This is a genomic window from Nocardia sp. CY15, assembly GCF_009829295.1.
GTDB lineage: Bacteria > Actinomycetota > Actinomycetes > Mycobacteriales > Mycobacteriaceae > Nocardia > Nocardia sputi.
The window spans coordinates 152,329-172,641 of record NZ_VUOT01000016.1; the positions used below are offsets into that span (position 1 = coordinate 152,329).

18 protein-coding genes are annotated in these 20,313 nt (G+C 68.6%); 9 read left to right on the plus strand and 9 right to left on the minus strand.

What is annotated here, in order from left to right:
• Nucleotides 1-5 precede the first annotated feature (5 nt).
• Nucleotides 6-905, minus strand: a complete 900-nt coding sequence (locus tag GVY39_RS19485; RefSeq protein WP_159926274.1) for a helix-turn-helix domain-containing GNAT family N-acetyltransferase — start codon at nt 903-905, stop codon at nt 6-8.
• A 308-nt stretch (nt 906-1,213) separates the two neighbouring features.
• Nucleotides 1,214-2,068: an LLM class F420-dependent oxidoreductase gene (locus GVY39_RS19490; protein WP_159926538.1), complete on the minus strand. Its 855-nt coding sequence runs from the start codon at nt 2,066-2,068 to the stop codon at nt 1,214-1,216.
• Nucleotides 2,069-2,206: 138 nt separating this feature from the next.
• Between GVY39_RS19490 and GVY39_RS19495 the strand changes: the two genes are divergently transcribed.
• From GVY39_RS19495 to GVY39_RS19510, 4 genes are all read left to right on the plus strand, one after another.
• The gene (locus tag GVY39_RS19495; protein WP_195071424.1) at nt 2,207-3,727 is read left to right on the plus strand and encodes a threonine/serine exporter ThrE family protein; all 1,521 of its coding nucleotides are present in this window, start codon (nt 2,207-2,209) and stop codon (nt 3,725-3,727) included.
• A gap of 107 nt (nt 3,728-3,834) precedes the next feature.
• The gene (locus tag GVY39_RS19500) at nt 3,835-4,491 is read left to right on the plus strand and encodes a heme oxygenase (biliverdin-producing) (RefSeq protein ID WP_159926272.1); all 657 of its coding nucleotides are present in this window, start codon (nt 3,835-3,837) and stop codon (nt 4,489-4,491) included.
• A gap of 79 nt (nt 4,492-4,570) precedes the next feature.
• Nucleotides 4,571-6,274, plus strand: coding sequence for a bifunctional UDP-sugar hydrolase/5'-nucleotidase (locus GVY39_RS19505; protein WP_159926270.1), 1,704 nt, complete (start codon nt 4,571-4,573; stop codon nt 6,272-6,274).
• 316 nt (nt 6,275-6,590) lie between these two features.
• On the plus strand, nt 6,591-8,624 hold the full coding sequence (locus tag GVY39_RS19510) for an SDR family oxidoreductase (RefSeq protein ID WP_159926268.1): 2,034 nt from the start codon (nt 6,591-6,593) through the stop codon (nt 8,622-8,624).
• A gap of 72 nt (nt 8,625-8,696) precedes the next feature.
• Here the strand turns inward: GVY39_RS19510 and GVY39_RS19515 are convergent, their stop codons facing one another.
• Both GVY39_RS19515 and GVY39_RS19520 read right to left on the minus strand, forming a co-directional pair.
• Entirely contained in the window at nt 8,697-9,353 is a 657-nt protein-coding gene (locus GVY39_RS19515) for a cutinase family protein (protein ID WP_159926266.1), read from the minus strand.
• A gap of 157 nt (nt 9,354-9,510) precedes the next feature.
• Complete coding sequence (locus GVY39_RS19520; protein ID WP_159926534.1) at nt 9,511-10,515, minus strand: zinc-binding alcohol dehydrogenase family protein; 1,005 nt, start codon at nt 10,513-10,515, stop codon at nt 9,511-9,513.
• A 226-nt stretch (nt 10,516-10,741) separates the two neighbouring features.
• On the opposite strand from GVY39_RS19520, the gene GVY39_RS19525 reads away from it, so the two are divergent.
• Nucleotides 10,742-11,407, plus strand: coding sequence for a TetR/AcrR family transcriptional regulator (locus GVY39_RS19525; protein WP_159926264.1), 666 nt, complete (start codon nt 10,742-10,744; stop codon nt 11,405-11,407).
• Nucleotides 11,383-13,068, plus strand: coding sequence for an FAD-binding dehydrogenase (locus GVY39_RS19530; RefSeq protein ID WP_201295267.1), 1,686 nt, complete (start codon nt 11,383-11,385; stop codon nt 13,066-13,068). Before GVY39_RS19525 ends, GVY39_RS19530 begins: the two co-directional genes overlap by 25 nt.
• Nucleotides 13,069-13,071: 3 nt before the next feature.
• On the opposite strand, the gene GVY39_RS19535 is transcribed toward GVY39_RS19530, so the two are convergent.
• From GVY39_RS19535 to GVY39_RS19545, 3 genes are all read right to left on the minus strand, one after another.
• On the minus strand, nt 13,072-13,911 hold the full coding sequence (locus GVY39_RS19535) for an expansin EXLX1 family cellulose-binding protein (RefSeq protein ID WP_159926262.1): 840 nt from the start codon (nt 13,909-13,911) through the stop codon (nt 13,072-13,074).
• Nucleotides 13,912-14,164: 253 nt separating this feature from the next.
• A complete protein-coding gene (locus tag GVY39_RS19540; RefSeq protein ID WP_159926260.1) occupies nt 14,165-15,004 on the minus strand; it encodes an IclR family transcriptional regulator in 840 nt (279 codons plus the stop codon).
• Nucleotides 15,005-15,169: 165 nt separating this feature from the next.
• Entirely contained in the window at nt 15,170-15,427 is a 258-nt protein-coding gene (locus tag GVY39_RS19545; protein WP_159926258.1) for a three-helix bundle dimerization domain-containing protein, read from the minus strand.
• A gap of 261 nt (nt 15,428-15,688) precedes the next feature.
• Here GVY39_RS19545 and GVY39_RS19550 point away from each other — a divergent pair, with 261 nt between their 5' ends.
• Together GVY39_RS19550 and GVY39_RS19555 are read left to right on the plus strand one after the other, a co-directional pair.
• Nucleotides 15,689-16,165 (plus strand): nuclear transport factor 2 family protein, encoded by a 477-nt coding sequence (locus GVY39_RS19550; protein WP_159926256.1) that lies wholly within the window; start codon nt 15,689-15,691, stop codon nt 16,163-16,165.
• A 76-nt stretch (nt 16,166-16,241) separates the two neighbouring features.
• Nucleotides 16,242-17,294, plus strand: coding sequence for an aminotransferase class V-fold PLP-dependent enzyme (locus GVY39_RS19555; RefSeq protein WP_159926254.1), 1,053 nt, complete (start codon nt 16,242-16,244; stop codon nt 17,292-17,294).
• A 39-nt stretch (nt 17,295-17,333) separates the two neighbouring features.
• Here the strand turns inward: GVY39_RS19555 and GVY39_RS19560 are convergent, their stop codons facing one another.
• Complete coding sequence (locus GVY39_RS19560) at nt 17,334-18,410, minus strand: diacylglycerol kinase (protein WP_159926252.1); 1,077 nt, start codon at nt 18,408-18,410, stop codon at nt 17,334-17,336.
• A 1-nt stretch (nt 18,411) separates the two neighbouring features.
• Nucleotides 18,412-19,203 carry an SDR family oxidoreductase gene (locus GVY39_RS19565; protein WP_159926250.1) on the minus strand — a complete coding sequence of 264 codons (792 nt, stop codon included), beginning with the start codon at nt 19,201-19,203 and terminating at the stop codon, nt 18,412-18,414.
• 93 nt (nt 19,204-19,296) lie between these two features.
• On the opposite strand from GVY39_RS19565, the gene GVY39_RS19570 reads away from it, so the two are divergent.
• On the plus strand, nt 19,297-20,169 hold the full coding sequence (locus tag GVY39_RS19570; RefSeq protein WP_159926248.1) for a helix-turn-helix domain-containing protein: 873 nt from the start codon (nt 19,297-19,299) through the stop codon (nt 20,167-20,169).
• The last annotated feature ends 144 nt before the right edge of the window (nt 20,170-20,313 follow it).

Below are 20,313 nucleotides of genomic sequence, written 5' to 3' on the forward strand. Positions count from 1 at the left end.
ACTCATCAGCCGGATATCGTTGTGATGATTCGTTTCTCGAACCAGTGATGAGCGTATGGCTCGTCATTGAAGGCGGCGGTTTCCGTGAAGCCGTAGGAGCGGTAGAGGTTGATGGCGGGAGTCAAGGCCTTATTGGTGTCCAGGAGGAGCGTGCTGTGCCCGAGCCGGGCGGCCCGCGCTTCGAGTTCGGCGAGAAATCTGCGGGCGAGGCCGAGATTGCGAACATGGGGAGCTACCCACATTCGTTTGATTTCCGGTGGCGTGCAGGGCGGCAGTTTCAGTCCGGCACAACCGACGGGTTGGCCGTGGAGGCGAGCGATCAAGAGCAGGCCGTGCGGAGCCGCTAGTTCATTCGCGTCGGGCAGCAGGCTTTTGGCAGGATCGAATCCGGTATCGAAGAGTTCCCGCATTTCGGCGTAGTAGGACTGCAAGCAGTATTCGGCGTCGGGGTGATCGGGAGCGACGGTGTCGAGGGTGACCATGGTAGCGGTCAGCAGTCGGCCCACTTCCTCCATTGCCGTCACAAGTCGGTCACGCTGGGCGGGGTTGAGCGGCTCGAGCAGACGGCCCGCCAGCTCGTCGCTGCGTTGATCGAGAAGATCACGTTCGATCCGGCCGATGGGGGTAAGTCGCACAGTGCGGACTCGTCGGTCATCGGCTTGCGGTTCGACGGTGATCAGGCCATCGGCCTGCATGGAGCGCAGTAGCCGGCTCATGTAGCCGGAGTCCAGGCCGAGCCGTTGCCGCAACCAACGCACGTCACGCCCTGGTTCGTCGATCTCCCAGAGCAGTCTCGCCTCTCCGATGGGTCGGTCCATACCCAGGTAATCGTCTTGGAGTACGCCGACCCGCTCGGTGACGATGCGGTTGAACTGACGCACCTGGTCGATCTGCCCCTTGTTCATTTATCTGACTTTAGTCAGATACTTCAGTCCTTGCCAAGTGGCCTCCAGCTGACTCCCCTGCTGCAGATGACAAGGTGCAGATCGGGTGTGCATCGATAGAAGAGCACGGGTCTGTCCCTCGGGTTTCGATGGCCCGATACCGCTAGAGCCGGTTGAAGCAGCCCGCGTCCACGGCAGGTGCGTCGCAGGCGGCGCGCAGCCGGTGATCCGTGACGGTGGCGGCATGCCGCGGATCGGACTGTGGGTGTCGGACGGCATCTGTCGTGGATTGTGGCTTGCCGACAACGCCCGGCGGCACCGTCGATGCGTCACCGGGTGTGCTCGATCCCCAGCTTCCCGGCCAACCGGGTGAGGTAGGCCCGCACGTCCTCCACCGGACGGTCGGGCAACCCGAAAACCGCTTCGGTGACGCCGGATTCGGCCCAGCGCGTCAATTGCTCGGCGTCGTAGCGACCGGCCAGCGCGACGACGTCGGGCCTGCCTGCGCGGTCGTGCTCGTCCCAGATCCGCCGCAACGAAGCGATTTTCTCGTCCAGGCCGTCCTCGGTCGGCGTGGTGATCCAGCCATCGGCGTGTTTCGCCAGCCAGGTGAAGTTCTTCTCGGTGCCCGCCGCACCGAGCAGGACCGGAATGCGCTTCTGCACCGGCTTCGGCCAGGACCAGCTCGCGCCGAAGGTGACGAACTCGCCGTCGAAGCCGGCCTCCTCCTCGGTCCACAGCACCCGCATGGCCTCCAGATGCTCGCGCAGCACGGTCCTGCGCTTGCCCGCGGGAACACCGTGATGGGCGAGTTCGTCGGTATTCCAGCCGAATCCGACGCCGAGGCTGACCCGGCCGCCGGACAGGTGGTCCAGCGAGGCGATGGTCTTGGCCAGCGTGATCGGATGGTGTTCCGCGGGCAGCGCCACCGCGGTGGACAGCCCGATGCGCTCGGTCACCGACGCGGCGGTTCCGAGCGCGACCCACGGGTCGAGGGTGCGCAGATAGCGATCGTCGGGCAGGCTCGCGTCGCCGGTGCGCGGGTGCGCCGCCGCACGGACCACCGGGATATGTGTGTGCTCGGGCACATAGAACGTGTCGAACCCGGCACGCTCCGCGGCCAGCGCCGCATCCGCGGGGGTGATCCCCCGATCGCTGGTGAACAACACGATTCCGTACCGCACCGTACGCGCTCCCATCGCTGAAACTAGAACAAGTTCTACCACGATTCGGCGTTCCGACCAAGGGCGCAGCGCGACCGGCCCGCCCGCCCGCGACCCGCACGGATGCCAAGGGCACGCCGGATGACTAGGTTCGCCTCCATGAGTCCTGACGCATCTTCCGTAGGCGATGTGACCACCGGACGGGTGGATCACCTCGGCTGGCGTCGCGGGCTTCGCCTGCGGCGCGCCCGGCCGATTCCCGTCGTCAGCCAGGCCGTGGGTTTGCTGGTCGCGGACCGGCAGGCGACCGCGGACACCATCGTCACCGCGCCGACGCCGTTGCAGCCGATCGATCTCACCGACGACGCCCGGGTCACCGAAGTCCTCGATCTCGCCGTCCGGGTCGGCGAGGTGGTGCTGTCCTCCGGCACCGGCGTGGTGGACACGACCAACGCGGTGCGCTTCATCGCCGCCACCTACGGGCTGTCGCGCTGCAGCATCGACGTCACCTACGACGCCATTCGTATCTGGGCCGACCGCGGGCCCGCGCTGCCACCGGCCAGCACCATGCGGATCGTGCACTACCGCGCCCTGGATTTCACCCGGCTCGCCGCCGTGGACCGCCTGACCCGCCGCATCCGCAACGAAGTGGTCCCGCCGGGCGAGGCTCGCGCCGCGCTCGACGCGATCACGCAGGCGCCGCACCCCTACCACCGGTGGACCGCCACCGCCGCGTGGTCGCTGATGGCGGCGGCGATCGCCGCGCTGCTCGGCGGCGGTGCCGTGGTGGCCGCGGTCAGCTTCGCGACCACCGCGGCGATCGACCGCACCAATCGCGTCCTCAATCGCTATGGTCTGCCGTTCTTCTTCCAGCACATGGTCGGCGGCGCCATCGCGGCGATCCCGGCCATCGTGCTGGCGGGCCTGGCCGCGCGCCTGCGGATCGATGTCGACCCGACCCTGATCATCGCGGCGGGGATCACCGTGCTGCTCAGTGGGTTACAGCTGGTCGGCTCGGTGCAGGACGCGATAACCGGCGCACCCATCACCGCGACGGCCCGCATGCTCGAGGTGATGATGATGACCGGCGGCATCATCGCGGGCATCGCGCTCACCCTGCGCATCGCCGACCTGCTCGACGCCACCGTGCCGCCGGTGTACCTGACTTCCGCCGGCGACATCACCGACCTGCCGGTGAAGATCGTGGCCGGCGCGGTGGCGGCGTTGGCGTTCGCGCTCGCCTGCTACGCCGAACGCCGGGCCCTCGCCGCGGCCGCGGGCAGTGGCGCGGCAGGCACCATCTGTTTCCTGCTCATCCAGCAGGCCGGGTTCGGTCCGGTGATGTCCTCCGGCGTCGCCGCGACGCTCGTCGGCCTGGCGGGTGGTCTGATGGCCCGCCGTGCGCTGACTCCCCCGCTGGTCGTCGCGGTCGCGGGCATCACGCCGCTGCTGCCGGGCCTCAAGGTCTATCGAGGGCTCTACGCACTGCTCAACGACGAACTGCTGATCGGAGCAAACCAGCTGCTGTCGGCCTTCGGCATCGGCTGCGCGCTGGCGGCAGGCGTCACCCTCGGCGAGTGGTTCGACCGCACCGTGCGCAGACCGCGGATTTTGCGCCGGTTCGGCTCGGTGCGGCGCCCGATCGTGCGGCGTCGCCGCCGGTCGGCGCCCGTGCACTGAACCGCGAGGTGCATGCGCGGCCAACGCCCGCCCGGTAACCTCATATCGAACTGGTCAGGGTGGCCTCCTTCGGCGGCGGCCCCGGTGTGAGGTGAGGTGTTTCGGATATGTCGGAAGCAGTGCCGTTCTCGACGCAGATCCGCACCGCCACCGCGCAACAGCATGCGGAGGCGGAGAACTCCCGCTTCATGAGCGACATGCTCGGCGGATCGCTCGGCGTCGATTCGTATCACCGCTACACCGGCCAGCTCTGGTTCATCTATCGCGCGCTCGAGGGCCGGTGGGCGACGCTGGCCGACGACCCGGTGGCCGGACCGTTCATCCGGCCCGAGCTCGCCCGCACCGCGGAACTGGAGCGCGACCTCGCACATCTCATGGGCTCCGACTGGCGTGCCGGCCTGGAACCCCTGCCCGCGACCGCGGCCTACGCCGAACGCATCGATGAGTGCGCGCGCAATTGGCCCGCCGGGTACATCGCCCACCACTACACCCGGTACCTGGGCGATCTGTCCGGCGGACAGGTCATCCGCGGCACTGCGGAGAAGTTGTGGGACCTGCCGCATCGCGGCGACGGCGTCCGTTTCTACGTCTTCGACGGCGTCGGCAATCCCGCGGCGTTCAAGCGGGAGTACCGCAGTCTGCTCGATGGCCTGCCGCTCGACGATCTGGAGCGCCGCCGCGTGCTCGATGAGGGGCGGCGTGCCTTCGCGATGAACACCGCGCTCTTCGAGGAGCTCGCCGAGGAATTCCCCGCCGCGCAGTAGCCGGCCGAACGCATCGTGCTGGGCGGAGCGGCATTTCGGCCGTCGTGCGCGAACGACGCGGACGTGCGACAGTCATGGCATGAGAGCGCGCCGTCGCATCGCCGTGGTCCTTGCCGGTCTTGTAGGCGTCGGTCTGGTGGGGGGTTGTGGCACGACGTCCGATCCCGGCGCCGGTCCCGGCTCGTCGACTGCGGCCCGGATAGTGCCGTTGATCTCGACGAACGACTTGCGTCCCACACAGTCGGACGAAGTGCACCTGTTCGGATTCAACGATCTGCACGGGAATCTGCAGCCGCCGGGGGGGTCCACCGGAAAGATCGCGGGGCACGACGCGGGCGGCGCCGCCTATCTCGCCACTCATCTGGCGCGGCTGAAGGCCGCGTATCCCTCCAGCGCCGTGCTGGCGGCCGGAGACAACATCGGGGCCAGCCCCTTGGTCTCCGGGCTGTTCCACGACGAGCCGACGATCACCTTCCTGAACAACGTCGCGGTGGCGGCGTCGGCGGTCGGCAATCACGAATTCGACGATGGGGTACTGGAATTGGCGCGCTTGCAGCGGGGCGGCTGCGCGGTGGACGGATGCTCTCCCGGCGCGCCGTTCACGGGCGCGCGGTTCCCCTATCTGGCCGCCAACGTCGCGGACGCCCACGGCGACCTTCCGCCCGCGCTGCGGCCGTGGACGTTGCTCGAAGTGGGCGGGCACAAGATCGGCGTCATCGGGACGGTGACGCCGGACACTGCCCAGATCGTCCTGCCCGAGGGGATCCGGGGCTACTACTTCGGTGACCAAGCCGCCGCGATCAACCGTCATGTGCCGGAGATGAAAGCGGCGGGCGCCGAGGCGATCGTGGCGCTGGTGCACGACGGAGGCGCGCAGCGGCCCGAGAGCGACGCACCCCTGGACTACAACGGATGCGCGAACGTCACCCCGAACGTGACCGGGCTGGCCGAGCGGATCGACCCCGCCGTCCGCGCGGTGTTCACCGCCCACAGCCACCAGCCCTACGTATGCACCGTCGGCGGCAAGGTGATCACCCAGGCGGCCTCGTACGGCCGGCTCATCACCGATGTCACGCTGCGTTTCGGCGGCGACGGCGTGCAGGCGTCGGCGGTCAACCGAGTCGTGACCCGCGAGGTGACGCCCGATGGCCCCACGACCGCGCTGATCGATTTCTACGCCGAGCAAGCACGGCCCCGCGCGGGCCGCGTCGTGGGCGCGACCGCGGATGCTCTCCCGCACAACCCGCGCCCGGCGGGCACCTCGCCGCTGGGCGACGTGATCGCGGATTCGATGCTGTCGGCCACCGCGGGGCCCGCCGCCGCCGTGGCCGCCTTCATGAATCCCGGCGGTGTCCGCGCCGATCTGAAGCAAGGACCGATCACCTACGGCGACATCTTCACCGTCCAGCCGTTCGGCAACCAGGTCGTCACGCTCACCCTGACCGGCAGTCAGATCCTGCGTTTGCTGGAACAACAGTGGGACGACTCCGGCAATCCGACGGTGCTGTCTCCCGCCGGCATCACCTACGCGTACTCCGACATCGCACCCAAGGGCGCGAAGGTGGTCCCGGACAGTGTCCGGATCGCCGGCGCGACGCTGAACCCGGTCGCCACCTATCGCATCACGACCAACAGCTTCCTCGTTTCCGGAGGCGACGGGTTCACCGTCTTCACCGAGGGCACCGAAACCACGGTGGGTCCGACCGATCTGGACGCCTTCGAGACGTTCCTGCGCGGCAAGCCGCCGCTGCGTACACCGCCCGCCCGCGTGGAGAAGAAATAGCCGGATGGAAGTAGCCGTACCGGACGCTGCCAGATTGCTGGACACTCGACCAGAATGCCGGTAACTGGAAATTCCTGTAACACATACCGTTTGACCTGCACCGACAGGTGATCAGTCCCACAAGCCGAACGGGTCATGATCGCTTGCCGGTGCCGCGCACGGTCGATTACTGTTCAGTAATAAGTCAGGACGAAGGTGTTCCTACTTTCGGCCCGACGTCTGTCGCTGGGGGCCGAATCAACGCTGTCCGCATTCATTGCCGCATGCCGGATGACTTGTGCGACAACATGGTTCGAGTGAACAGCAGGAGAGTGCGATGGCCACTTACATCGTGACGGGCGGAACCGGATTCTTGGGGCGGCGGGTCGTTCAAGACCTTCTGGATCGCGACGCCGAGGCGATCGTCCACGTGCTGGTGCGCGAGACGTCCCTGGCGAAATTCACCGATATCGCGGCGGGCTGGCGCGGCGCCGAACGAGTCTTCGCGCTGATCGGCGATCTCACCGTCGACGGGCTGGGACTGGCGTGCGAGGCGCCGCGGGCCGACCACGTCATACATCTGGGCGCCGTCTACGACATGACCGCCGACGAGGACACCGCGCACGCGGCCAACGTCACCGGCACGCGCTCGGTGCTGGCCTTGGCCCGCGAGCTGGGCGCGGTGCTGCATCACGTCTCCTCCGTGGCGGTCGCGGGCGACCACAAAGGCAAGTTCTTCGAGGAGGATTTCGACCTCGGCCAGCAACTGACCTCGCCATATCACCGCACCAAGTTCGCCGCCGAGAAGCTCGTGCGCGAATCGCCCGGCGTGCGCTGGCGGGTCTACCGGCCCGCGATCATCGTCGGCGATTCCCGCACCGGTGAGATGGACAAGATCGACGGCCCGTACTACTTCTTCAGCGCGATCGCGAAGCTGAGCGCGCTACCGTCCGATCTGCCGTTGCCGCTGCCCGACCTCGGTGCGACGAATATCGTGCCGGTCGACTATGTCTCGGCCGCGATGGTGGAACTGATCCGCCGCCCCGGCCTGGACGGACGCACCTTCCACCTGGTCAACCCGGAGCCGCAGCCGTTCGGTGAGGTGTACGGCGCGCTCGCCGCCGCGGCGGGGGCCCCGACCGGCGTGGGCACGGTTCCCGGCAGCGGACTGGCGCTCAGCGGCCTCGCGCAGATCCCGGGTATCGCTTCCGTGCGCGATTTCCTGCTCGAGCAGGTGGGCATCCCCGCCGAAGTCGCTCCGCACACCTCGTTCTCCGCGGAGTTCATCAGCGACTCCACTCGCGCCCAGCTGCGCAGCTCCGGTCTGACCGTGCCGCCGTTCGACAGCTACGCCGAGCGGCTGTGGCAGTACTGGCGCGACCACCTCGACCCGCAGCGTGGACGCGTGTCCATCACCGGTGACCCGCTCGCCGGGCGGATCGTGCTGATCACGGGCGCGTCCTCCGGTATCGGGCTGGCCACCGCGCACGCCGTCGCGCGGCGCGGAGCCACGGTCGTGATGGTCGCCCGCGGTCACGACGACCTGGCGGCCGCCGCCGACGCCGTGCGCGCCGAAGGCGGTGTCGCGCATACCTATCCGTGCGACATCACCGACTCCGAAGCCGTCGAGAAGCTCGTGCAGTGCGTCCTCGACGACCACGGTCACGTCGACTACCTGGTGAACAACGCGGGCCGCTCGATCCGCCGCTCCGTGCTCAACTCCACCGACCGGATGCACGATTTCGAGCGCACCATGGCGGTGAACTACTTCGGCGCCGTGCGGCTCATCCTCGGACTGCTGCCGTCCATGCGGGCACGCCGGTTCGGGCACGTGGTCAACATCTCCTCGATCGCGGTGCAGACCAAGGTGCCCCGGTTCGCCGCGTACGTGGCGAGCAAGTCGGCGCTGGACAACTTCAGTGAGATCGCGGCGGTCGAGAACCGGGATGCCGGTGTCACGTTCACCTCGGTGCGGATGCCGCTGGTGCGGACCCCGATGATCGCGCCGACCGATCTGTACCGGTCGCTGCCGGTGCCGGATCCGGAACAGGCCGCGGCGATCGTGGTTCGTGCGCTGGAGGACCGGCCGCACCGCATCGACACCCCGGTCGGCACCTTCGCCCAGGCGGTCGAGTTGCTGATGCCGTCGGTGAAGCGCCAGATCATGCACCAGGGCTTCCGCATGTTCGGGGAATCCAGCGCCGCTCAGGGCGACTCGGACCGCCGTTCCGGCGCCGATTCGCCGACCGCTGCCGCTCCGGCGCCCAGCCGTGGCCCACTGTCCGCTCTCGCCCCGGTGGTCATGCCGCTCATGGCGTTGCCCGCACCCGCGGCGCGCCTGGCCCGCGTGGTCCCCGGCTTGCAGTGGTAGCTGCGCGACCCACGACCGACGGTGGGGCCGCCCTCGGACGGCCCCACCGCGCGGATTCCCGGTTCCGCGACGTCACACCCGGTCCACCGCGAACTCGACGGCCGGCCACATAGCCCACCGGTAGTCGGTGTGCGCAGCCGGACGGATCCCGCCCTCGCACACCGGATCACCGCTCGCGCAGTAGTTTCCGGTCCGCCAGGCGTAGTGCTGCGGCACATTCCAGCCGATCAGCCGGATGGGATCGCCGAACAGCAGCACCGCGGCCACCCGGGATTGCAGCTGCGCGGGCAGCGAATGGATGCCACCGAGCGCGGTCACCACGCCGGTGCCGAGCACCCCGTGCGTCACGACCGCGCCTTGCGAGAAGCCGACCAGCACGAACCGCTGCCCCGGGCACCTCGCCGCTTGCCACATGATGTGGGCGGTCATGTCCTGGGTGCCGCGGCTGATCGAGGACGGGTCGAGCAGGTCGGCGGGATAGTCCACCCGGTAAGCCTGCGAATCGGCTGGAAGTGCCTGCCACAGTGCGTCATAGAACGGGTCGCCCACCACCGAACCCAGATATCCGGGTTCGTGGGTGCCTCTCGCGACGACGACGTCGACCGACGCGCACGACGTCGCCCATGCGTGCAATCCCGTCGCGGCCCCGAATCCCGCGACGAGCAGCAGCACAGCGAATGCCCTTACTACACGCCACTTCTCGAAGTGAATTACCTTCCGGTTGGCCATCGTACTCACCTACTCACGCCGTTGTGAGACAGCCGATCGACACTTGTCAGTGACAATTACTCGGCTATATCCGCGAAGGTAAGAACGGCGGAAGGGGCCGTCAAGGAACTCCACCCGACCGATACGGAGTCAGCGCCGAATCGTGTTCTACGGATTCCTACGGCACGAGAACCGCTGCGCCCGTGAATCGTCCGTGCGCGAGATCGGTCAACGCTCGATCGGCCCTGTCCAGGGAGTACCCGTGCGTGGTCAGATGTATCCGGTGTTCGCTGGCGAAAGCCAGGAATTCGCGGGCGTCAGCGCGGGTATTCGCGGTGACGGAGCGAATTTCGCGCTCTTGGAACAGATGCCGCTGATAGTTCAGCGCGGGAATGTCGGTGAGATGGATACCGGCGATGGCCAGGATCCCGCCGCGATCCAGTGCCGCCAGCGCGGCCGGCGCCAACTCGCCGACCGGCGCGAACAGGATCGCCGAATCCAGCAGCACCGGAGGCGGTTCCGCCGCGCCCCGCACCGACGCGGCCCCCAGCGCGGTCGCGAGCTCCCGGGCAGCGGGATCGCGTGTCATCACGTGCACCTCCGCTCCTCGGGCGGCGGCTACCTGAGCGGCGATGTGGGCGCTGCCGCCGAAGCCGTAGATGCCCAGCCGCCCGCCCGGCGGCACGGCGGCCCGCAGCAGCGCGCGGTACCCGATGATGCCCGCGCACAGCAGTGGGGCGGTGTCCGCATCGGAGTATCCGGAGGGCAGCCTCAGCGCGTAATCCCATGGCACACAAGCTAATTCGGCATAACCGCCGTCGGCGTCCCAGCCCGTGTAAGCGGAATGCGGACAGAGGTTCTCCGCCCCGCGCAGGCAGAACTTGCATTCCCCGCAGGTGTGCCGCAGCCAGGCGATTCCCACCCGATCCCCCACCGCGAAGCCCTTTCCCTGCGCGTCTCGCCCGACCACGACGACCTCGCCGACCACCTCGTGCCCCGGCACCACCCCGGTGCGGCGCACCGGAAGATCGCCTTCGGCCACATGCAAGTCGGTCCGGCACACGCCGCAGGCCAGCACACGCACCATCAGATCGCCGGGTCCGGGTACCGGGACAGGCGTGCGCTCCGCGTCCAGCGGGCCGGTTTCGATCGGGCCGGGCCTGCGCACCCGCCAGCTACGCATGAAGGTGTTACCGCCGTGGAACTCGCTCATCATCGCCTCACCTCACCTCGCCTCACCTCGCATCGCTCGGATCGACCCGGATCACCCATCCCGACCTGGCGGAATACGCCGGAATCACCCTACTCGGCGAAACCCGCCACACCGGACGACGACACCTGATACGTTTCTGTATCGAGTACATTCCTGTATTCGATGCCGGGTCGAGGCCGAACCGAGGAGGTGCCCGATGACGTCCGATGCCGCGCAGGCCGCGCCCGCCCGGGTCACCCGCCGCCGCGCCGAAACCAGGAACCGGCTGCTCGTCGCCGCGTACGAGGCGTTCGCCGAGGAGGGCTTCGGGCGCGCCACCGTGGAGCGGGTGTGCGAGCGCGCCGGATTCACCCGTGGGGCGTTCTACTCGAATTTCAGCTCACTGGACGAACTGTTCCTGGCCATGTGGGAGCAGCGCTCGACGACGATGCTCACCGAGGCGAGCGCCATCCTCGACGAGATCGCGGCCGAGGGCACCGACGACGTGCGCACCGCGGTCGAGCGCCTGGAACGAGCTGTCCCGGTGGACGAGAGCTGGTACCGGATCACCGCCGAATTCACCGCGCACGCCCTGCGCACTCCCGCGCTGCGCAGGGTGATGGCCGCCCGCGAGGAGGCCATCGTCGCCGCGCTCATGCCCACGATCGTCGCCGCGCTCGCGCGCGGCGGCCGCACCGTGCCGGATCCGGAGGCGTTCGGCCAAGCACTCATCGCCGTCCATGACGGCACCAGCGTGCAGGTGCTGATGGAGCCGGACAGCCACGTCGTGCGCGAGCGCCGCACCGAACTCTTCCACCACGTCGTGCTGGCCTACAGCACCGCAACCGAAGGATCGACATGTCTCACCACAGTCCCGAAGTGACGCCGGAGGCGGACGTCCTCGTCGTCGGCGCCGGGCTGGCCGGCCTGGTCGCCGCGCACGAATTGGTCAAGGCGGGCCGCACAGTGCACATACTCGACCAGGAGAACCGCAACAACCTCGGCGGCCAGGCGTTCTGGTCGCTCGGCGGGCTGTTCTTCGTCGACAGCCCCGAACAGCGGCGCCTCGGCATCAAGGACTCCTACGATCTCGCCTTGCAGGACTGGCTCGGCTCGGCCGGGTTCGACCGCGACGACGAGGACAAGTGGGCCCGCCAGTGGGCGCAGGCGTACGTGCGGTTCGCGGCCACCGAGAAGCGGGAGTACCTGCGCGAACTCGGCCTGCGCGTGACGCCGCTGGTCGGCTGGGCCGAACGCGGCGGCGACCGCGCCGACGGACACGGCAACTCGGTGCCGCGCTTCCACCTCACCTGGGGCACCGGCCCCGAGGTGGTCCGGGTCTTCGCCGAGCCGGTGCTCGAGGGCGAGCGGCGTGGCTTGGTTCGTTTCAGCTTCCGCCATCAGGTGGACGAATTGGTCGTGGAGGACGGCGCCGTCGTCGGCGTGCGCGGCACGGTGCTCGAGGACACCGATCTGGATCGCGGCCGCGCTTCGTCCCGGACCGGAGTCGGTGAGTTCGAATTCCGCGCCGAGGCCGTCATCGTGGCCTCCGGCGGAATCGGCCACAATCACGAACTGATCCGGCGCAACTGGCCCACCGAGCGGCTCGGCCCCTGCCCGCAGACCATGATCTCCGGCGTGCCCGCACACGTCGACGGCCGGATGCTCGGTATCACCGAGACCGCGGGCGGCGCCATCGTCAACCGGGACCGCATGTGGCACTACACCGAGGGCATCGTCAACTGGGACCCGATCTGGCCCGACCACGCCATCCGCATCATCCCCGGACCGTCCTCGCTGTGGTTCGACGCGAACGGGAAGCGTCTGCCCGCGCCGTGCTTCCCCGGATTCGACACCAACACGACGATGAAGGAGATCTTGAAGACCGGCTACGACTATTCGTGGTTCGTGCTCACCCAGTCGATCATCGAGAAGGAGTTCGCGCTGTCGGGCTCCGAGCAGAACCCGGACATCACCGGCAAGGATCTCAAACTCACTCTGAAAAGCCGCGTGGCCAAGGGCGCCCCTGGCCCGGTGGAAGCCTTCAAACAGCACGGTGTCGATTTCGTCGTTGCGGATACGCTGCGGGAACTTGTCGCGGGCATGAACAAGATCGCTCGCGGTCCTGAGCTGGACTACGACGACCTGGAACGCCAGATCGTGGCGCGCGACCGGGAAGTGGCGAACAAGTACAGCAAGGACAGCCAGCTGATGGCGATGGCCAACGCACGCCGGTACATCGGCGACAATGCCGGCCGGGTCGCCAAACCCCACCGCATCCTCGACCCGGCCGCGGGTCCGCTGATCGCCGTTCGGCTCAACATCCTCACCCGGAAAACGCTGGGCGGCTTGCAGACCGACCTGAATTCCCAGGTGATCAGGCCGGACGGTACGCCGTTCCCGGGTCTGTACGCCGCGGGCGAGGTCGCCGGTTTCGGCGGCGGCGGCGTGCACGGGTACAACGCGCTGGAGGGCACCTTCCTCGGCGGGTGCATCTTCTCCGGCCGGGCCGCGGGTCGTGCGCTGGCCACGAAACTCGCCTGAGCGCTACGCCCCGCAGCGGGAGGCGACCCTGGCAGGTCCCGTCGAGGTGGCCAGGGATGGCGCCGACGACGCGAACGACGGCGCGCCGGCGTAGAGCCGGGCACCCGCCGAGTAGCGCCCCGGTTCCCCCGTGACACCGGGGATCTCGGCCTCGTTGCCGAAGACGTCGGTCACCCGAGCCGTGAACGGGCCGAGCCCCGCTCCGGAAATCGTCCAGTAGTTGTCGGCCCGGCGGGTGAGCGGTCGCCACGGTCCGCCCGCCGCCGGGCGAACGGCCGCCTCGCGCAAGGGGTTTCCGGTGCCGCCGAACAGGATGCCGAACCAGGTCCTGGTCGAGTCCGGTCTCACCTCGTAGGTCAGTTCCCCAGCAGGCTGCGGGTCGCGAACCAGCCGGTAGCGGACTTGCGTCACGCCGGCGGCGGGATCGGCGATCTGCTCGAACGCCGCCGCGCTCAAATCCAGTTGTCCCGCGGCGCATGCCGCGCAGCGATCGACCACCAGTGCCCGGACCGACCCGTATGGACTCTGGATGTCCAGATACGCCCCGCAGAGATCGGCGCGCCCGTAGTCGGAGGTGGAGAGCCCGGCATAGTAGCCGTCCGGCGGCAGCTCGCGGAAGGAACACGACACCTGCTCGCCGAACACGTAGTAGCGCGCCTCGACGGCCACGTCCGGGCCGATCGGGGCGAAAGTCACGGCGGACACCGGAAAACGCGAAGGCGCGGACGCCTCGTTCGGCGAGTTCTCGGCAACGCAGGTCGGCGCCGACGGCCGCACCAGCCAGACGACCACCGCGACGGTGGCCAGCACGCCTGCCGCAAACCACAGCCATTCGGAACGCAATGGCCGCTCTTGAATGGGTACCCGGTGCATCGCTTCCCCGACTCCGGCTCACCTGCTCGCGAACTGTTCATCCTGACTGCACCAGGAAAGCAGCCCGACCGCTCGTGCACCTGGCGAACGAAAATTCTTCACTGTGAAAGATTCCCAGTTCAGCAACAACCCGGCTATTGCAGCTGTCGCGGGCGCAGCGGCGCCGGCCGATCGGAAATGATCCGGCGCTTTCGGCGAACGACGCCGGGCCTGCGCGGTGCCGCTAGCGTCGGCGCGCGTGCCGGGGAAAGAGGTCTTGCCCCGCCTCGTGGGCCACGTCGACCAGCGCGCGGGCCAATCGCGCGGTATCCGGCACCGCTCGGTCGGCGCCGATCCGGATCGACAGCGACACCGCGGCCACCGCCGCGCCGCGACCACGGATCGGCACCGCCACGCACGTGATGCCGGACACGGTCTCCTCGTTGTCGACCGCGACACCCCGCCGGTTTCGGATGCGGCCGAGTTCGCGATGCAGTTCGGCGCGGTCGGCGAGCGTGCGCGCGGTCAGCTGCGGCAGGCGATCCCGGAAGGATGCCTCCACGATGCTCGGCTCCAACGTGGCCAGCAGCGATTTGCCGAGAGCCGTGCTGTGCGCGGGCATCCGGCCGCCCAACCGTGTGGGCACGGTCGCGGCGAACCGGCCGCCGACCTTGTCGAGATACAGCACGTCGCGCCCGTCCAGGACGCCGACGTGGCCGACCATGCCGGTCTGCTGGCACAGATCGTGCAGCAGCGGACTCACCGCGTCCCGGATCTCGTTGTGGTCGGCGGCGAGTCCGCCCAACTCCAGCGTGCGAAGGCCGAGCCGGTAGCCGCCGGGCGCGTGCGCGAGCCAGCGCAGCCGGATCAACTGGTCGAGGATGCGGTGCACGGTGGACCGTGGCAGCCCGGTGCGTTCGGCGAGTTCGACAAGAGTGAGCGTCGGCGTCGCGGCGTCGAATGCCTCCAGTATCAGCGTCATCCGCTCGATCATCGACACCGGTGGCCGGCCCGGCCGTGCTGCCTGCCCGGAACCGGGCCATAACTCCCCGGGTTCGGGATCGGTCATCACCTCGACCGTCATTGCCAACCTCCACGCGTGTTCGCGTAGAGCTTAGGAGTATTACCACCAGACATGGGTGATTCGAGCATCCTTTCGGCGCGGCGGCGCCGACCGGGCGCGGCGCGGCGCGGACGAGCGCCTCCCGCGCCGATCACCTGTGCACACGTGGCCGCGCCGGTGCAGCCGCTACGCGGGCCCGTGTGCGGCATCCGCGAGGCTGAACAGCCACTCACGGGTGTACCGTTCGGCCAGTAGCGGCAAGTAGTTCGTGACGGTGGCGTGGTCGGCGAAACGGTCGTACGACGAGTACAGATGATCCTCGATCGCGGCTTCGCTGACGCCGTCGAATTCGTCCTCCAAGCGCTGTGCGGCCGCTTTCAAGGCGATTTCCTGGTCGAGAAGGCTTTCGTGGTCCGAGTGGTGGGTGGCTGGACGGTCGGTCATCGCGAATTCCCCTGGTCGTGACGAGATCGGTGCCTGGGACGCCGTCGTAGCAGCGATAGCGCCCGTCACGCGGGTACCCGGTCGTGCCGGTTCGACACCCCATCCGCCATCCGGTTCCGCAGACGAGGCCTGAATCGAGCTTCCACGCCGACACCCGCGGTCGTTCTCACAGCCGGCCGTAGCCTACCGGTGCGCCGCTCCCACACCGGCGAAGTAGAACACGTTCTTGTCCGAATGGCCCGCGCGTGCCAGGCTCTACAGATGGATCTCGACGCCATCGAAGCCGTCCGCCGACTGAAGTACCGCTACTTCCGGACCCTCGACCTCAAAGAGTGGGACGAGTTCGCCGACACCCTCGCCGTCGACGCGAAAGGACGCTACGGCACCCATGCCATGGGTGAGCCGCTGCACCTCGACGGCCGCGACGCCATCACCGCGTTCATGCGGGAGAACCTCGGTCCCTCGGTCGTCACGGTCCACATCGCCAACCATCCGGAGATCGGCGTCGACGGCGAAACGGCCACGGGATCCTGGGCCTTCGAGGACACCGTGATCGCCACCGAGTACGGAGTGCTGATCCGAGGGGCCGGCTACTACACCGACACCTACCGCCGCGACGCCGACGGCGAGTGGCGCATCGCCTCCACCGGTTACCGGAGAATCTACGAATCCATGCAGTCGCTGGCGGACACGCCCAGCTTCCAGCTGCTGTCCAACATGTGGGCGCCGAAGCCCTGACCGCCGGGCGTAAATCGGTCCACTATTCGCCCGGTGGCGCTGGACGGTCCACCCGCGCCCGGCGGATGCTGCGGATATGCCCTCCCTAGCGCCCGGCGAGTTCGCCCCCGAAACCACCTACCTGAACACCGCCTCCTATGGCCTGCCGTCCACCCGCGCCCTGACCGCGGTGCGCGACGCGAGCGCGACCTGGGCGACCGGCCGGGGTGGGCCGACAGCCTCGCTGGATCAACTGGTCCCCGGCCTGCGCGCGGGTTTCGCCCGGCTGCTCGACGGCGCGGCGGCCGACGACATAGCGCTCGGCAGTGGTGTCGCGGGCCTCATCGCCCCCGTGGCCGCCGCGCTGCCCGCGGGTGCGGAGGTGCTGCTGCCGGAAGGCGAATTCGCTTCGGTTTCCATGCCTTTCGTCTATCGGGGTGATCTCGTCGTGCGCTTCGTCCCCTTGGCGGAGCTGGCCGCACAGGTGCGGCCGGAGACCGCGCTGGTGGCCGTGAGCGTGGTGCAGTCCGCAGACGGCCGCGTCACCGATCTGGCCGAGCTGCGCGCTGCCACCCGGGCCGCCGGCGCGCGCCTGCTCGTGGACGCCACCCAGGCCGCCGGCTGGTTGCCCTTGCGCTTCGCCGACGCGGACTACTGGGTCTGCGCCAGCTTCAAATGGCTGATCGGCGCGCGCAGCGTCGCGTTCCTGGCCACGACGCCCGAACTCGTCCCGCAGCTGCGTCCGATCGGGTCCAGCTGGTACGCCGCCGAGGACCGCTGGGCCGAGCTCTACCATCCGACCGCACTGCCCGCGACGGCGCGGCGGTTCGACACGACACCCGATTGGCTCGGCGTCGTGGCGGCGGCGGCCGGGCTGTCCCTGATCGAGGAACTCACCGTCGACAAGATCGGCGCGCACAACGTCGAACTCGCCGACCGGTTCCGCGCGGGGCTGCGACAGCTGGGTTTCGAGCCCGTCACGGAACGTTCCCCGATCGTTTCCGTCCCCGGCGCGGGAAACATGGCGGCCCGGCTCGAACAGGCCGATGTGATCGTCTCGGCGCGTGGGGGCGGTCTGCGATTCGCCTTCCACCTCTACAACAGCGACGACGACGTCGAACGCGCGCTGTCCGCGCTGCGGGCCGGATAGTACGGCGCGCAGCGGGGCAGCGCGACCCCCGGCGTTCGGTCAGTGACCAGAGCGCTGTGCCGGCGCGGTGATCAGCGGGAGATCGAGCGCGGTGAGGATGCCTGCGGGGGCGGCGACCACCGCGGGGACGGCGTTGACGATGCGCATGCCGGTCGCCAGCAGGGTCGCGTGGTTGTGATCGCCGTTGCCGCTCGAGGTCACCAGGTCCATCGCGTAGCTGGGCTCGCCGGTGATCTCCACGCGGTAGGAGCCCTCGGGGTGCGCGGGCTGCGGCCAGTCGGGGCACAGATCCGGCCGCAGCCGGGTCACGTGCTCGAGCACGGTGACGGGCACGTCACCGACCATGCCACGAACCTCGAATCGCAACGCGGCCGCGGTTCCCTCGGCGATGTGTCCCGTCGCGATGTCGAACGACTCAGGAGCCGGAATCCGTTCGTAGGTCTCGGTGACTGCGGCGAGGGTGACCCCGATCCCGGCCGCGAGTTGACGGACCGTGCCGCCCCAGGCCAGCGACAGCACCCCGGGTTGCAACAGCATGGGAATCTCGTCGACGGGCTTGCCGAAGCCCATGATGTCGACCATCACCGCACGATTGTCGTAGCTGGCGTAATCGACGATCTCGAGGCAGCGCACCTGGTCGACACGCAGGCAGGTCCCCGCGAGCGCGAGCGGCAGCAGATCGTTGGCGAAGCCGGGATCGATGCCGTTCACCCACAGCGACGAGTTCCCTTGCGCGGCGGCCTCCCGCACCGGCTGAAGCAGCTCGTCGGGCAGCACGCCTTGGGGGTACTGGAAGAACACCGGCGCGCACGCGACGACGTTGATTCCGGCGGCCAGGATGCGCTGGAGGTCCTGCACGGCCTCCACCAGCCGGTTGTCGGTCATGGAGCAGTAGACGACGCAGTCCGGACGCGACGCGAGCAATGACTCGGCGTCGGTCGTCGCGGTGACCCCGACCGCACGGTCGAGTCCCGCGAGCAGGCCCGCGTCGGCTCCGTCTTTGGCGGGCCCGGAGACCCACACGCCGGTCAATTTCAGTTCGGGATGGGCGATGACGCCGGCCAGGGCATGTCTGCCCACATTGCCGGTGCCCCACTGCACTACGCGATATGTCATGTCACAGATCCGGAATCGGGAGGTCGAGGTTCGGGACGATCAAGCCGCCGTCGGGCTCGAGGATCTTGCCGGTGAGGTACTTCCCTGCGGGCGATACCAGATAGAGCGCGGCCGCGGCGATGTCTTCGGGTTCACCGATGCGGTGCAGGGGCGTCTTGGCCTCCAATTCGGTGCGCATGGCGTCATTGCTCGCGACGATCTCCAGCGCGGAGGTCAGGATCGAGCCGGGTGCGATGGCATTCACCCGGATACGGGGGTTCAGGTCCAGGGCGGCGAGCTTGGTGTAGTGGGCGAGAGCGGCCTTGGCGGTGCCGTATGCCGCGAACGCACGCCCCGGCAGCCGCCCCATCGTGGAGGTGATGTTCAGAATGGAACCGCCTCCCGCGGTTTCGAGCATGCGCGGCACGGCGGCCCTGACCAGTGCGTGCGCATTGACGACGTTGAAGTCGAAGGCCTGCGCCAGCGCCTGCGGCGTGGTGTCCAGCAGCGGGCACGGCAGTGCCCCGCCCACGTTGTTGACCACGATGTCCAGCCGCCCGAAGCGTTCGACCGCCGACGCGGCGAGGGCCGCCGTGGCATCGGCGTCGCTCAGGTCCGCAGGCACCACATGGGCCTGTCGCCCGGCAGTGGCGATCCGCTCGGCGACCTCCTCGAGCTGGCTCTCCGTGCGTGCGGCGATGACGACGTCCGCGCCCGCCTCCGCGAACGCGACCGCAATCGCCGCGCCCAGACCGCGGCCCGCACCCGTCACTATGGCGACCTGATCGTCGATTCGGAACCGATCCAGGATCATGCGCACTCCCTACTGTCGAATATTCGACAGGATAATGATCTAATATTCGTCATAGTAAGTCGCTCGCTCGATAGAGAACAAGAGGTTGTGGAGATGCCGGACCGGTCCGCCTCGCCACCGACGCGTCGCGTCGTCGACATCGTGTCGCTGCTGGCGACTTCCGGGGAGCCGATCAGCGTCGCGGGCATCGCCGAGCGTCTCGGCATCGCCCGCGCGACCGCGACCGCGATCCTGGCCGAACTGGACGCGGCCGGTTGGGTGGCTCGCGACCAGGCTCGCGGCTACGTAACCGGGCCAGCCCTGGCCGGGTTGCACGGTGCCGCCCTCCCGCACGGCGTCGGCGATCTCCTCGCCGGCCTCGCCGCCCGGACCGGGTACGGCGCCACGTTCAGCCGCATCGAACCAGACCGGCTGACGGTGCTCGACGTGCGGCACGGCGTCGACCGTGTCGTTCCCGGAATCCCGGTGGGCCAGCGCATTCCGCTCCAGTTCCCGGCCGGTGCCAGCGTGATGCCGTGGCGGCCTGCGAGCGAGCAGAACGCCTGGCTGCGCACCGCCACCGATGACGATCAACGGACCGCCGGTGAGCTACTGACGCTGGTACGCGATCGTGGGGTGGCCGTCTTCCGGCCACGCGCCGACGACGCGGGGATGGTCGATCTGCTCGCCGATCTGCTCGGCGCGGTGGGATCCGAACTGCTGCAACCTCATTTGCGCAATCGCGCGCTTCGGCAGCTCGCCGCGCTCACGTCACGGCCCTTCACCCGGGCAGAGCTGGATTCGGAGGAGGTATTGCCGCTGAGTTATCTGGCGGCGCCGGTTTTCGACGCTCGCGGCACCGCGGCCTACGAAGTGCAGCTGGGACCGTTGCGCGCCGCGACAACGCAAGCCGAACGCGAGCATTTCATTGATGCGACACGCAGCGCGGCGAATGAATTGACGAACGCACTCGCCGTCAATCGGTAAGAAAGTAATTCCGGGATAAACGACGAAAGGCCCTCAACAGTGTTGAGGGCCTTTCGTGAAGGATGTTCCGGCGGTGTCCTACTCTCCCACACCCTGTCGAGTGCAGTACCATCGGCGCTGGCAGGCTTAGCTTCCGGGTTCGGA